Consider the following 13,858-nt stretch of genomic DNA (forward strand, 5'->3'; position numbering starts at 1 on the left):
CCGCCGATCAGCCCGTCAGGGTGCCCCTCAGCAGGCTGTCGCCGGAGTGGGCGGGCTTGTTGTCGTACCGCTCGGCGGAGATGTCGACCACCGAGTAGCTGTCCAGGTCGACGTTGGGGGGCAGTGGTAGCAGGGCGTCCGAGCCGCCACCGAGGGTGCCGACCGAGAACATCTGCATCGTCGTCGGGTTGATGAGCCAGACTTCGTAGTACCCCGGCACGCGCGGGAGATTCGCCACGTGCAGATGTAGTTGGCCGTTCTGGAAGATGCGAGCGTCGCCCTTGGCGTCCGGCGGCGTCGATCCGTACGCCGCCAGCGGCGCACTGGCCACCACCGGCTGCGTCGGTGCGGACGTCGGGTGGTGAGAGGAACCCTCCTACCGCCCCGGCCCTACCGCGTCGGGCGGGGGGCCGCGGGTCTGGAGTCCCCTCCGCCATCCGGTCTCCGACCTGTCGGCCGTAGGCTGAACGGTGATGGCTTATCTGGATCACGCGGCGACCACTCCGATGCTCGACGAGGCACTGGAGTCGTACGTCGCCACCGCCCGCGAGGTCGGCAACGCGTCCTCCCTGCACGCGGCGGGTCGCCGTGCCCGCCGCCGGGTCGAGGAGTCGCGCGAGCGGGTGGCCGCCGTGCTGGGCGCCCGGCCATCCGAGGTGATTTTCACTGGTGGCGGTACGGAGAGCGACAACCTCGCGGTCAAGGGCATCTTCTGGGCCCGGCGTGGAGCCGGCCCCGACCGCCGGCGAGTGGTCTCCAGCGCCGTCGAGCACCACGCCGTGCTGGACGCGGTCGACTGGCTGGCCGAGCACGAGGGAGCCGAGGTCGGCTGGCTGCCGGTGGACGCAGCCGGTCGGCTCGACCCGGACGACCTGCGCGCCGAGCTGGCGGCGCACGCCGACCAGGTGGCCGTGGTCACCGCGATGTGGGCGAACAACGAGGTCGGCACCGTCCAGCCGGTGGCCGAGCTGGCCACCGTCGCCGCCGAGCACGGCGTGCCGTTCCACACCGACGCCATCCAGGCCGTCGGGCAGGTGCCGGTCGACTTCGCCGCGAGCGGGGTCGCCGCGCTGACCGTCACCGGGCACAAGCTGGGTGGCCCGACCGGGGTGGGCGCGCTGCTGCTCGCCCGGGACGTGGCGGCCACACCACTGCTGCACGGCGGCGGGCAGGAACGCGACGTCCGCTCCGGCACCCTGGACACCGCCGGCATCGTCGCCTTCGCGGTCGCCGTCGAGGCGGCGGTGAAGGGCCAGCAGGAGTACGCGGCCCGGGTGGCCGCGCTCCGCGACGACCTGATCGAGCGGCTCCGCCGGGCGGTGCCCGAGGTGGTCTACAACGGCGACCCGGTCGACCGGCTGCCCGGCAACGCGCACTTCTCCTTCCCCGGCTGCGAGGGCGACGCCCTGCTGCTCCTGCTCGACGCCCAGGGCATCGCCTGCTCAACCGGTTCGGCCTGCTCGGCCGGGGTGGCCCAGCCCTCGCACGTACTGCTGGCGATGGGCGCCGACGACGACCGTGCCCGCTCCTCGCTGCGCTTCTCTCTCGGCCACACCAGCACGCAGGACGAGATCGACGCCCTCATCGCGGCCCTCCCCGCCGCCGTCGACCGCGCCCGCCGAGCCGCCGCCCCCCGTACCCCCCGCTGACAGCACCCAGCCCCCGCCCAGCCCCGCCCCCGCCCCGCGGCCCCGCCCTGCGGCCCCGCCCGCCCTGCGGCCCCGTCGATCTAGGGCAAACCGTCGTGGAGTGATCTCTAATCACGACGATTCGCCCTAGATCGGCGCGGGATCCGCGCGGTCGGCGCGGCCGATGCGGGATCGGCGAGGCCGGCGCGCGGTCGGCGCAGGGTCGGCGGGAGGTGGCGGTGGGTAGCGGCGGGCGGCCGGGGGTGCGGGCGCGGGGGGTCGCGGGACGGGGTGGATAGGCTGGAGGAGGGAAGGGAGTCAGCTGGTGAGGGTGTTGGCGGCAATGTCGGGCGGGGTTGACTCGGCCGTGGCGGCGGCGCGGGCGGTGGCGGCCGGGCACGACGTGACCGGGGTGCATTTGGCGCTGGCCCGCAATCCGCAGACCTACCGGACCGGGGCGCGCGGCTGCTGCACGCTGGAGGACTCTCGGGACGCCCGGCGGGCCGCCGACGTGATCGGCATCCCGTTCTACGTCTGGGACATGGCCGACCGGTTCCACGAGGACGTGGTGGACGACTTCGTCGCCGAGTACGCGGCCGGTCGTACACCGAATCCCTGCCTGCGTTGCAACGAGAAGATCAAGTTCGCCGCGGTGCTGGACCGGGCGGTGGCCCTGGGCTTCGACGCGGTGGTCACCGGCCACCACGCCCGCGTCGGACCGGACGGGCTGCTCCGCCGCAGCGTCGACGTGGCCAAGGACCAGTCGTACGTGCTGGCCGTGCTCACCCGCGAGCAGCTGGACCGGTCGATCTTCCCGCTCGGCGACTCGACCAAGGCGCAGGTCCGCGCGGAGGCTGCCGAGCGTGGCCTGGCGGTGGCCGACAAGCCGGACTCGCACGACATCTGCTTCATCGCCGACGGCGACACCCGCGGCTTCCTGGCCGGCCGGCTCGGCGAGGCGCCCGGCGACGTGGTGGACGCGAGCACCGGCGCGGTGGTCGGCAGCCACACCGGCGCGTACGCGTACACGGTGGGCCAGCGTCGCGGGCTCCACCTGGACCGGCCCGCCCCGGACGGCCGGCCGCGCTACGTGCTTTCCATCACCCCCAAGACCAACACGGTGACGGTCGGCCCGGCCGAGGCGCTGGAGGTGTCCGAGGTGCGTGCCGCACGGCCGGTCTGGACCGGTGGCCCGCGCCCGGATGCGCCGGTCGAGTGCGAGGTGCAGCTGCGCGCGCACGGCGACGTCGTGCCGGCCACCGTGGCCCTCGACGGCGCCACCCTCCACGCCGAGCTGCGCCGGCCGGTACGCGGCGTCGCCGCCGGCCAGGCCGTGGTGGCGTACCGGCCGGACCCGGCCGGCGACGTGGTCCTCGGCTCCGCCACCATCACCGGCTGACCCGGCACACCACCGTCGTGGCCGTCGCGGCCCGGCCGACCGGGCGTACCGGATACCCTTCCGCCGTGACAGATCAGGTGTGGCCCTGGCCGGCCGGCGCCGCGACCGGCATCGGTTCGCTGCCCGGCACCGACATCGCCGAGGCCCAGCGGGTGGTCCTCGGCGAGCTTCCCGCGCTGCCCCACCTTCCCGAGCTGCCGGCCCGTGGTCCCGGCGCCGACCTGATCGGTCGCAGTGCCGGGCTGCTGGTCGAGCTGCCCGTCGAGCTGTACACCGGGCGCTGGCGGGTCGCCCCGCGTCCGGGCCGCGACCTGCGCCGGGCCCGCGACCTGATGGAACGCGACCTGGACCAGCTCGCCGAGCAGGCCGAGGGTTATGCCGGGCCGATCAAGGTGCAGGCGGCCGGCCCCCTCACTCTGGCCGCCGCCCTGGAGCTGCCGATCGGCGGCCGGCTGCTGCGCGACCCCGGCGCGGTCCGCGACCTGACCGGCTCCCTCGCCGAGGGGCTGCGCGCGCACGTGGCGGCGGTCGCCCGGCGACTGCCCCGCGCCTCGGTGCTGCTCCAGCTGGACGAGCCGTCGCTGCCGACCGTGCTGGCCGGGCGGGTGCCCACCGAGAGCGGACTGGGCGCGTACCGGGCGGTGGAGTCGCCGGACGCGGCGGCGCTGCTGCGCACCGTCGTCGAGGCGGCCGGCGTGCCGACCGTGGTGCACTGCTGCGCCCCGGACGTGCCGCTGGAGTTGATCCGTTCGACGGGTGCCGCCGGGGTGGCACTCGACCTGGACCTGCTCACGGAGCTGGACCCGCTGGGCGAGGCGATCGACGCCGGCCTCGGGTTGCTGGCCGGGGCCGTGCCGACCCGGCCGCCGTCGACCGGCCAGGCGCCGACCTCCGCGCAGGTGGCCGACCGGGTGCGCCAGCTCTGGGACCGGCTCGGCTTCCCTCGCCGGCAGCTCGCCCAGCAGGTGGTGGTCACCCCGGCCTGCGGGCTGGCCGGGGCCGGCCCGGAGTACACCCGGGTGGTGCTGGCCGCGTGCCGGGACGCCGGCCGGCGGCTCGCCGAGGACTGAGGTTTCCTGTCGTACCCGGTGGGCAGGATGACGGTCATGATTGGACAGCTACGTACAGTGGTGATCGACTGCCCGGATCCGCAGGCGTTGGCGGCGTTCTACGCGGAGCTGCTCGGTGTGCCCCTGGTCGAGGGCGACTCCGATGACGAGTGGGTGGTGCTGGGCGGCCCGCCCGGCCACCAGCCGCGCCTGGCGTTCCAGCGGGCGCTCAACCTGCGTCCGCCGGCGTGGCCCGATCCGGAGCGCCCGCAGCAGTTCCACCTGGACGTGACGGTGGACGACATCGAGGCCGCCGAGAAGGCGGCGCTCGCGCTGGGCGCCCGCCGGCTGCCCGGCGAGGGCGAGGGCTTCCGGGTCTACGCCGACCCTGCCGGCCACCCGTTCTGCCTCTGCTGGGACTGACCCCGGCGTGGGTCACGGTGGCCCGGCATCATGGTCGCCGTGGCCCACGACCCTCCGCTGCGCGCGTCTGGCTCGCTGTTCGGCCTTGCCTACGGTCAGTCGCGGGCGGAGGACGGTCAGCGGGTGGGCAGGTGGTGCAGGCTGCGGACCGACCGCCACAGGTCGGCGTCGCAGTTGCCGGCGCGGTCGGCGAAGGCGGCCGAGCTGATCCGGGTCGGCTCGGTGAGGCTCAGGTAGCTGTCGTGCTCGGCGCCGGGGTCCCAGTCCCGGGTGGGAATGCGGACGTGGTCGTCCCGGTCGCTCTTGTCCTGGCTGGTGATCTTCAGTACGTCGACGCCCCGGGAGTCGGCGCGCAGCACCAGACACGGCCGCACCTTCGACCCGCTGCCGTCGGCGTACGGCACGTCGGCCCACCAGATCTCGCCCGGCGCCGGCGTGCCCGCCCCCGGGTCGGCGTCGCGCGACCGGGGCCCGGTGGCCGTTCGGCCGGCGGCGCGGGGTCGCGGCGGCGCGGGGCGACGTCCGACGGTGCGGGTCGAGCCCGGCCGGTTGCCCGAGCGCCGGTTCGCCGCCCGGTGCCGCCAGCCGTTCCACGCCCAGCCGGCCGCCACCGCCAGCAGGATCGCCACCGCCCAGAGCAGGGCCTCGGGCATCGGTACCTCCGCCGTCGTCCGGCGGCCCGCCCGCCCCCGTCGTCCGGCGATCCTCGCACGCCGGTCACCTCGCCGCCCGCCAACCACACACCACCGGTCGTGATCACGGGAACGCGGGGCGCGGGTGGGCGACCGTTTGTCCCACCGGGCCGATACGGTGCCGGAGTAGCGTGATCAGGGAGGTCGCAGGCGTGTCCGAAGGTGGCGGTGTGTCCGAGGAGCAGATCGGTCAGCAGGTCAGCCCGGCGCAGGAGGCGGCGGCCGGCGCCGAGCCGACGCCCCAGGCTCGGGAGCGGCACGCCACGCTCAGCCGCGAGCTGACCGAGCATCAGTACCGCTACTACGTGCTGGACGCGCCGACCATCGCCGACGCCGAGTTCGACCAGCAGCTGCGCGAGCTGGAAGCGCTGGAGGATGAGTTCCCGGCGCTGCGCACGCCGGATTCACCGACCCAACGGGTGGGCGGCACCTTCTCCACCGACTTCACCCCGGTCACCCACGCCGAGCGGATGCTCTCGCTGGACAATGCCTTCGCCGACGAGGAACTGGCCGCCTGGGCTGAGCGGGTCGAGCGGGACGCGGGAGGCCCGGCGCCCTACCTCTGCGAGCTGAAGGTCGACGGGTTGGCGATCAACCTGACGTACGAGGATGGCCGGCTGGTCCGGGCGGCCACCCGGGGTGACGGCCGCACCGGCGAGGACGTCACCGCCAACGTGCGCAGCATCCGGGACGTGCCCAGCCAGCTCACCCCGTCCGCCGAGTTCCCCGACATTCCCGGGCTGCTGGAGGTCCGGGGCGAGATCTACTTCCCGATCGCCGCGTTCGCCGACCTCAACGCGGGTCTGGTGGAGCAGGGCAAGGCGCCCTTCGCCAATCCCCGCAACGCCGCCGCCGGCAGCCTGCGGCAGAAGGACCCACGGATCACCGCCTCCCGGCCGCTGCGTCTGGTGGTGCACGGCATCGGCGCCCGCCGCGGCTTCCAGCCCACCGCCCAGTCGGAGTCGTACGCGGCGCTGAAGGCGTGGGGCCTGCCGACGAGTGACCGGTGGCGGGTGGTGCCGGATCTGGCCGGCGTGGCCGAGTACATCGCCTACTACGCCGAGCACCGGCACGACGTCGAGCACGAGATCGACGGCGTGGTGGTCAAGGTCGACCCGGTGTCCATCCAGGGCCGGCTCGGGTCGACCAGCCGCGCCCCACGCTGGGCGATCGCCTTCAAGTACCCGCCGGAGGAGGTCACCACCAAGCTGCTCGACATCGACGTCAACGTCGGGCGCACCGGGCGGGTCACCCCGTTTGCCGTGCTCGAACCGGTGCGGGTGGCCGGCTCCACCGTCGCGCTCGCCACCCTGCACAACGCCCGTGAGGTGGAGCGCAAGGGTGTGCTGATCGGCGACACGGTGGTGCTGCGCAAGGCCGGCGACGTGATTCCCGAGGTGCTCGGCCCGGTGGTCGACCTGCGCCCAGCCGACGCCCGGCCGTTCGTCATGCCGACCACCTGCCCGGCCTGCGGCACCCCGCTCGCACCGGCCAAGGAGGGCGACGTCGACATTCGTTGCCCCAACACCCGCAGCTGCCCCGCCCAGCTCCGCGAACGGGTGTTCCACCTCGCCGGCCGCGGCGCGTTCGACATCGAGGTGCTCGGCTACAAGGGCGCGGCGGCACTACTGGACGCGGAGATCATCACCGACGAGGGGGACCTCTTCCAGCTCGACGCCGAGCAGCTGTCCCGGTCCCCGTTCTTCGTCAACAAGGACGGCAGCCTCGGCAGCAACGCGGTCAAGCTGCTGGACAATCTGGCGGTGGCCCGGGAGCGCGACCTGTGGCGGGTGCTGGTGGCGCTCTCCATCCGGCACGTCGGCCCGACCGCGGCCCAGGCGCTGGCCCGGCACTTCCGCTCCATGGAGGCCATCGACGCGGCCAGCGAGGAGGAGCTCTCCTCGGTCGACGGGGTCGGTCCGACGATCGCGGCCAGCATCCGGGAGTGGTTCGCCGTGGACTGGCACCGCGACGTGGTCCGCAAGTGGGCCGAGGCGGGCGTACGGATGGCCGAGGAGGCCGTCGACGAGGGGCCGCGCCCGCTGGAGGGGCTGACCGTGGTGGTGACCGGCACGCTCGCCGGCTTCTCGCGGGACCAGGCCGCCGAGGCCGTGCAGAGCCGCGGGGGCAAGGTCAGCGGGTCGGTCTCCAAGAAGACGAGCTTCGTGGTGGTGGGGGACAACCCGGGGTCCAAGGCCGACAAGGCGGCCAGCCTCAAGGTGCCGGTGCTCGACGAGGACGGGTTCCGGGTGCTGCTGGACGCGGGTCCGGATGCCGCGCGGGACGTCGCCCGGCTGGAGGGCTGACCGGCTCCGGCGGCCGCTGGCCGCGCATACCAACTTAATTACGACTACGACCGATTCGTGACTGTCATACCGGGAAACCCGGGGCTGAGGGCGTTTCATTGGGTCACGGCGTGCACACGGGCACGCCGACCGTCGGTCGGGAGGTGTGATGGAGGTCGCCGACCCGCGCAACTCCGTCCCGCCCGGACAGGTGGCGCCATTCACCGCCTTCATCGTCAGCATCCTGGCGGTCGCCGCGTTGACCGCTGCCGGTCCACTCGCGACACTCCCGGACGAGCTGTCCCGGCTGCCGGTGGCGTTCTGGACGATGGCCGCGCTCGCGCTGGTCTGCGACGCCCGCCCGTTCGTGCCTCCGGGGCGCCGGCAGTCCTCCGCGGTCTTCCCGTCCACCTGCTTCACCTTCGCGATCCTGCTCGGCTGGGGGCTCGGCCCGGCGGTGGCGGTGCAGGCGGTGGGCGTCGTCGTCTCGGGCTGGCGGATGCGGCACGCGGCGTGGCGGACGGCGTTCAACGTCGGCCAGTACGCCTGCGCCCTCGCCGCGGCGTACGGGATCCTCCAGCTCGGGCCGGGCATCGTCTTCTCCGGCGGTCGGTTGCACTGGACGGACGTGGTCGCCGTCGGCGGCGCCACGGTGGCCTGGTTCGTGGTCAACTACGGGCTGGTCAGCTGGGCGGTACGACTGCGCTTCGGCGACCGGTGGTGGCCCACCGTACGGCAGGGCCTCGGTTTCGAACTGCTCTCCACCGGCTCGCTGCTGCTGCTCTCCCCGGTGCTGGTCGCCGCCGCGCGGGTCAGCGCGGCGCTGATCCCGCTGGTGCTGGTGCCCCTCTTCGCCGTGTATCGGATGGCGCGGCTGACCGTCGAGCAGCAGCACCTCGCCGCCGCGGACCCGCTCACCGGGCTGCCCAACCGCAAGGCCCTGCTGGCCGAGGTGGCGGAGCAGGTGCACCTGCACGCCGAGCGGACCGCTCGCGGCGAACCCGACGGGCACCTGGCGCTGCTGCTGATCGACCTGGACCGCTTCAAGAACGTCAACGACGCGCTCGGGCACGCCGTGGGCGACCGGCTGCTCGTCGAGGTCAGCGCCAGACTCACCGACGTGGAGCCCCGCCCGCAGATGATCGCCCGGCTCGGCGGGGACGAGTTCGCCATCGTGATGACCGGGCTGACCGACGCGAGTCAGGCGCGGGACCTGGCCGACTGGGTGGTCGCGGCGCTGGCCGAGCCGGTGCCGCTGGACGGGCTACCGCTGGACGTTGGCGGCTCGATCGGGATCGCCCTCTTCCCGGAGCACGGCGAGGACTTCGCCACCCTGATGCGCCACGCCGACGTGGCGATGTACGACGCCAAGCACCGCAACGACACGGTCGCCGTCTACGCGCCGGAATCCGATCACAACTCCGCCGAGCGGCTCGGCCTCCTCGCCGATCTGCGCCGGGTGCTGGAGTCCGGCCCGTCAGTCGACGACCCGCTGGACGCCGAACCGGCGGGACAGGCCCGGTCGACGGGACCGGCCGACGGGGACGGGCACGCCGGGACGGCCGAGCCGGGTGGCGCCGAGCGGGCGGCCGACGTACCCCTCGGCGCGGCGGCGGAGGTGCGCGGCGGGGATGGTGCGGCGCTGCCCAGCGGTGACCTGCGCGCCACCGAGGCCGCGCCGCACGCGGGCGCGTCGCCGGCGGTCGCCGCGCTCCCGCCGTCCGGCGGCAGCTGGTGGGGTCGCCGCCGCCGGCCGGGCACCGAGCTGGTGCACGCCGACGAGTTGATCAACCGGATCGCCACCGGCGCCGACCCGATCCGTGGCCGGAACACCCGTTCCACGGTCACCGGCGCCCACCCGCGTCCGGGCCGGGACCGGCGCGCCGGGGGCGGGAACGGACGGCGATCGCCGAACGGAGGCGCCGTGCCCGCGCTGGCCGGCGGCGGCACCGGTCCGGGACGCGACGTCGGGCCGGGCATCCCGGACGAGGCGCTCGGGCCGACCGGGTGGGCACAGTCCGGCGATGAGCCGGCCGACGACGCCGGCGAGATCACCATGTACTACCAGCCGCAGATCGCCATCGCGACCGGCGAGGTGGTCGGCGTCGAGGCGCTGCTGCGCTGGCGGCACCCGCGGCGCGGGATGGTCGACCCGGAGGAGCTGATCCGGGTCGCCGAGCAGAGCGCGGTGATGCGACTGCTCACCCGGCGGGTGGTCGACGACGTGGTGGAGCAGCTCGCCAAGTGGTCGGCGGCCGGCATCGGGCTGCGGGCGGCACTGAACGTCAGTGTGCGTGACCTGCACACCGGCGAGATCGCCGACCAGATCGCCGACCGGCTGACCCGATACGGGGTTCCGGCCGAGCGGCTGCAACTGGAGATCACCGAGGGTGCCCTGATGGCCGACCCTCGCCGGGTGCTGGCCACGATCTCCCGGCTGCACCGGATCGGGGTGGCCATCGCGCTGGACGACTTCGGCACCGGATATTCCTCGCTGCAACACCTGCGCCGGCTACCGCTGTCCGAGGTGAAGGTGGATCGATCGTTCGTGCTCGGCATGGCCGACGACGCAGACGACGCGGCGATCGTCCGGTCGATGATCGAGCTGGCCGGCGCGCTGGGGCTGCGGGTGGTCGCCGAGGGCGTGGAGGACGAGCGGACCTGGCGGATGCTGCACGCCGCCGGCTGCGACGCCGCGCAGGGCTGGTTCTACGCCCGACCGATGCCCGCCGAGGAGCTGGTCACCTGGCTGGCCCGGTACCGGCCGGTCCGCCCGACCGGCGGCCCGGAGCCGGACGGCGGGCGTCGTCCCACCCGCTGACCCGCCCGCCGACGCGGCACACGGGCCGGCGGAGGGGGAGTCGGGGACGCGGCACCGGAGCGGAACAATAGACTCGCTGCGGTCACCGCGCGTCACGCTCCATCCGTCGCGCGGCCGGCACACCGCCCGACCAGCAGGACATCAGAAGGGGGCACGGATGGCCGCCATCTCCCGCGAGGAGGTCGCGCACCTGGCGCGCCTGTCGCGGCTCGCCGTCACCGAGGAGGAGCTGGACACGTTCGCCGGCCAGCTCGACGTGATCCTCCAGGCGGTCGCTCAGGTCGGCGAGGTCGCCGCGGCGGACATCCCGCCGACCTCGCACTCGGTGCCGCTGACCAACATCTTCCGCGAGGACGTGGTCACGCCGTGCCTGACCCCGCAGGAGGCGCTGTCGGGCGCACCCGACGTCGAGGACCAGCGGTTCCGCGTACCGCGGATCCTGACCGAGGATGTGGCCTCATGAGCGACCTGACCAGAATGACCGCGACGGAGATCGCTGCCCTGGTCGCCGGCGGCGAGACCTCCGCCGTCGAGGTGACCCGCGCCCACCTGGACCGGATCGCCGCGGTCGACGACCGGGTACACGCCTTCCTGCACGTGGACACCGACGGCGCGCTGGCCGCCGCCCGCGCCGTCGACGAGCGCCGGGCCGCCGGCGAGGAGCTGGGCCCGCTGGCCGGCGTGCCGGTCGCGGTGAAGGACGTGCTCGCCACCAAGGGCGTGCCGACCACCGTGGGGTCGAAGATCCTGGAGGGCTGGCGCCCGCCGTACGACGCGACGATCGTGCAGCGGCTGCGCGAGGCCGGCACGGTGATGCTCGGCAAGACGAACATGGACGAGTTCGCGATGGGCTCCTCCACCGAATACTCGGCGTACGGCGCGACGCACAACCCGTGGGACCTGAGCCGGATCCCGGGCGGCTCGGGTGGCGGCAGCGCCGCCGCGCTGGCCGCGTACGAGGCGCCGCTGGCGATCGGTTCGGACACCGGCGGCTCGATCCGCCAGCCCGGCGCGGTCACCGGCACCGTCGGAGCGAAGCCCACCTACGGCGGCACCTCCCGCTACGGGCTGGTCGCGTTCTCCTCGTCGCTGGACACCCCCGGCCCGTGCGCCCGTACGGTGCTCGACGCGGCCCTGCTGCACCAGGTGATCGGCGGGCACGACCCGCGCGACTCGACCTCGATCCCGCAGCCGATGCCGGACGTGGTGGCCGCGGCGAAGCTCGGCGCGACCGGTGACCTGACCGGCGTGCGGCTCGGCATCGTCAGCGAGTTCGTCGGCGAGGGCGCCGAGCCGGGCGTGATGGCCGCGTTCCGCGAGGCGGTGGACGCCCTGGCCAAGCTGGGTGCGGAGATCGTCGAGGTGTCCTGCCCGACCTTCGCCTACGCGCTGCCCGCGTACTACCTGATCGCGCCGAGCGAGTGCTCCTCCAACCTGGCCCGGTTCGACGGCGTCCGGTTCGGCCTGCGGGTCGGCGACGACGGCAACCGGTCACTGGAGGAGGTCATGTCGCTCACCCGGGAGGCCGGCTTCGGCCCGGAGGTCAAGCGCCGGATCATGATCGGTACGTACGCGCTGTCGTCGGGTTACTACGACGCGTACTACGGGCAGGCGCAGAAGGTCCGGACGCTGATCACGCGGGACTTCACCGCCGCGTTCGAGCGGGTCGACGCGCTGATCTCGCCGACCACCCCGTCCGTGGCGTTCCCGATGGGCGCGCGCACCGCCGACCCGTACCAGATGTACCTGGCCGACCTGTTCACCATCCCGACCAACCTGTACGGCGGGCCGGGCATCTCGGTGCCCTGCGGCCTCTCCGAGGGGCTGCCCGTCGGCCTGCAGGTGATGGCCCCGACGATGGCCGACGACCGGATGTACCGGGTCGCCGCCGCGCTGGAGTCCGCGGTCGGCACGTTCACCCCACCGGCACTGTGAGGCAGGAGCCCAGATGACGACGACGCTGCCCGCGTACGACGAGGTCGTCGCGCGCTACGAACCGGTGATCGGCCTGGAGACCCACGTCGAGCTGGGCACGAACACCAAGATGTTCTGCGGCTGCCCCACCGACTTCGGTGGCGAGCCGAACACCCGGGTCTGCCCGGTCTGCCTGGGCCTGCCCGGGTCGCTGCCAGTGGCCAACAAGGCGGCCATCGAGGCGATCATCCGGATCGGCCTGGCGCTGAACTGCTCCATTGCCGAGTGGTGCCGGTTCGCCCGGAAGAACTACTTCTACCCGGACATGCCGAAGAACTTCCAGATCAGCCAGTACGACGAGCCGATCTGCGTCGACGGCTACCTGGACGTCGAGGTCAACGGCGAGACGGTGCGGATCGAGATCGAGCGGGTGCACCTGGAGGAGGACACCGGCAAGACGCTGCACGTCGGTGGCGCCACCGGCCGCATCCACGGCGCGACCAAGTCGCTGGTCGACTACAACCGGGCCGGCATTCCGCTGGTCGAGATCGTCACCAGGCCCATTCCGGGCACCGGCGCGCTCGCCCCCGACGTGGCCCGGGCGTACGTCACCGAGCTGCGGGACGTGATCCGCACCCTCGGTGTCTCGGACGTGCGGATGGAGGAGGGTTCGCTGCGTTGCGACGTGAACACCTCGCTCAACCTGCCGGGGCAGGAGTGGGGCACCCGCACCGAGACCAAGAACGTCAACTCGCTGCGCTCGGTGGAGCGGGCGGTCCGCTCGGAGATGCTGCGGCAGGCCTCGGTGCTGGACGCCGGCGTCCGGATCACGCAGGAGACCCGGCACTTCCACGAGGACACCGGCGACACCACGCCGGGGCGCTCCAAGGAGACCGCGACCGACTACCGGTACTTCCCGGAGCCGGACCTGGTGCCGATCGCCCCGGACCCGGCCTGGGTCGCCGAGCTGAAGGCCGCCCTGCCGGAGCTGCCCCGGGTGCACCGGCGCCGGCTCCAGCAGCAGTGGGGGCTGTCCGACCTGGACATGCAGTCGGTGCTGAACGCCGGTGCGGTCGAGCTGATCGAGGCGACCGTCGCCGCCGGCACCACGCCGGCCGCCGCCCGTAAGTGGTGGCTCGGCGAGCTGTCCCGCCGGGCCAACGAGAGCGGCGTGGAGCTGGCCGACATCGGCGCCACCCCTGGGCAGGTCGCCGAGTTGCAGGGCCTGGTCGACGCCGGAAAGCTCAACGACAAGATGGCCCGCACGGTGCTGGAAGGCGTGGTCGACGGCGAGGGCTCGCCCACCGAGATCATGACCAACCGCGGCCTGGAGGTCGTGTCGGACACCGGCGCGCTCACCGCCGCGGTGGACGAGGCGATCGCCGCCAACCCCGGCATCGCCGACAAGATCCGTAGCGGCAAGGTCGCGGCGGCCGGCGCGCTGGTCGGCGCGGTCATGAAGACCACGCGCGGCCAGGCCGACGCGAAGACCGTCCGCGAGCTGGTTCTGGAGCGCCTCGGCGTCCAGGGCTGAGCGGTTGGGAAGGGCCCCTTCTTATGCACCAGGCGATAAGAAGGGGCCCTTCCTAACACCCACTGCCGCCTCGAGCGGAGCGATCCACACCCCTCGCGAGGGCGTCAACGGCG

General features: G+C 73.7%; 10 protein-coding genes and 1 pseudogene. 9 read left to right on the forward strand and 2 right to left on the reverse strand.

The features are described from left to right. Positions 1 to 7: 7 nt before the first annotated feature. Positions 8 to 346, reverse strand: a pseudogene (locus tag KBX63_RS00890) (anti-sigma factor); the annotation flags it as partial. A 127-nt stretch (positions 347 to 473) separates the two neighbouring features. Here KBX63_RS00890 and KBX63_RS00895 point away from each other — a divergent pair. From KBX63_RS00895 to KBX63_RS00910, 4 genes are all read left to right on the forward strand, one after another. Next, the gene (locus KBX63_RS00895) at positions 474 to 1,649 is read left to right on the forward strand and encodes a cysteine desulfurase family protein (RefSeq protein WP_210906817.1); all 1,176 of its coding nucleotides are present in this window, start codon (positions 474 to 476) and stop codon (positions 1,647 to 1,649) included. Positions 1,650 to 1,953: 304 nt separating this feature from the next. After that, the gene (mnmA, locus tag KBX63_RS00900) at positions 1,954 to 3,027 is read left to right on the forward strand and encodes a tRNA 2-thiouridine(34) synthase MnmA (RefSeq protein ID WP_210906819.1); all 1,074 of its coding nucleotides are present in this window, start codon (positions 1,954 to 1,956) and stop codon (positions 3,025 to 3,027) included. 65 nt (positions 3,028 to 3,092) lie between these two features. Then, on the forward strand, positions 3,093 to 4,097 hold the full coding sequence (locus tag KBX63_RS00905; RefSeq protein ID WP_210906821.1) for a methionine synthase: 1,005 nt from the start codon (positions 3,093 to 3,095) through the stop codon (positions 4,095 to 4,097). 36 nt (positions 4,098 to 4,133) lie between these two features. Beyond that, a complete protein-coding gene (locus KBX63_RS00910) occupies positions 4,134 to 4,499 on the forward strand; it encodes a VOC family protein (protein ID WP_210906823.1) in 366 nt (121 codons plus the stop codon). A gap of 116 nt (positions 4,500 to 4,615) precedes the next feature. On the opposite strand, the gene KBX63_RS00915 is transcribed toward KBX63_RS00910, so the two are convergent. Next, positions 4,616 to 5,152: a type II toxin-antitoxin system PemK/MazF family toxin gene (locus KBX63_RS00915; protein WP_210906825.1), complete on the reverse strand. Its 537-nt coding sequence runs from the start codon at positions 5,150 to 5,152 to the stop codon at positions 4,616 to 4,618. A gap of 209 nt (positions 5,153 to 5,361) precedes the next feature. On the opposite strand from KBX63_RS00915, the gene ligA reads away from it, so the two are divergent. The 5 genes from ligA to gatB all read left to right on the forward strand — a co-directional run bounded on the left by ligA (position 5,362) and on the right by gatB (position 13,745). Next, entirely contained in the window at positions 5,362 to 7,497 is a 2,136-nt protein-coding gene (gene ligA / locus KBX63_RS00920; RefSeq protein ID WP_210906827.1) for an NAD-dependent DNA ligase LigA, read from the forward strand. 148 nt (positions 7,498 to 7,645) lie between these two features. Next, on the forward strand, positions 7,646 to 10,297 hold the full coding sequence (locus KBX63_RS00925; RefSeq protein ID WP_210906828.1) for an EAL domain-containing protein: 2,652 nt from the start codon (positions 7,646 to 7,648) through the stop codon (positions 10,295 to 10,297). Positions 10,298 to 10,454: 157 nt separating this feature from the next. Then, entirely contained in the window at positions 10,455 to 10,760 is a 306-nt protein-coding gene (gene gatC, locus KBX63_RS00930; protein WP_210906830.1) for an Asp-tRNA(Asn)/Glu-tRNA(Gln) amidotransferase subunit GatC, read from the forward strand. Next, positions 10,757 to 12,232, forward strand: a complete 1,476-nt coding sequence (gene gatA / locus KBX63_RS00935) for an Asp-tRNA(Asn)/Glu-tRNA(Gln) amidotransferase subunit GatA (RefSeq protein ID WP_210906831.1) — start codon at positions 10,757 to 10,759, stop codon at positions 12,230 to 12,232. The genes gatC and gatA overlap by 4 nt, the downstream gene beginning before the upstream one ends. A 13-nt stretch (positions 12,233 to 12,245) precedes the next feature. Continuing rightward, positions 12,246 to 13,745 (forward strand): Asp-tRNA(Asn)/Glu-tRNA(Gln) amidotransferase subunit GatB, encoded by a 1,500-nt coding sequence (gene gatB / locus KBX63_RS00940; protein WP_210906833.1) that lies wholly within the window; start codon positions 12,246 to 12,248, stop codon positions 13,743 to 13,745. Positions 13,746 to 13,858 lie beyond the last annotated feature (113 nt).

Source organism: Micromonospora sp. U21 (assembly GCF_018070045.1).
In the GTDB taxonomy this organism is placed as follows: Bacteria; Actinomycetota; Actinomycetes; order Mycobacteriales; family Micromonosporaceae; genus Micromonospora.

Excerpts from the sequence above, each read along its gene's own strand:
- KBX63_RS00910 (WP_210906823.1), top strand. The coding sequence starts at position 4,134 with ATGATTGGACAGCTACGTACAGTGGTGATCGACTGCCCGGATCCGCAG.
- KBX63_RS00895 (WP_210906817.1), top strand. The coding sequence starts at position 474 with ATGGCTTATCTGGATCACGCGGCGACCACTCCGATGCTCGACGAGGCA.
- KBX63_RS00915 (WP_210906825.1), bottom strand. The coding sequence starts at position 5,152 with ATGCCCGAGGCCCTGCTCTGGGCGGTGGCGATCCTGCTGGCGGTGGCG.
- gatC (WP_210906830.1), top strand. The coding sequence starts at position 10,455 with ATGGCCGCCATCTCCCGCGAGGAGGTCGCGCACCTGGCGCGCCTGTCG.
- KBX63_RS00925 (WP_210906828.1), top strand. The coding sequence starts at position 7,646 with ATGGAGGTCGCCGACCCGCGCAACTCCGTCCCGCCCGGACAGGTGGCG.
- gatA (WP_210906831.1), top strand. The coding sequence starts at position 10,757 with ATGAGCGACCTGACCAGAATGACCGCGACGGAGATCGCTGCCCTGGTC.
- gatB (WP_210906833.1), top strand. The coding sequence starts at position 12,246 with ATGACGACGACGCTGCCCGCGTACGACGAGGTCGTCGCGCGCTACGAA.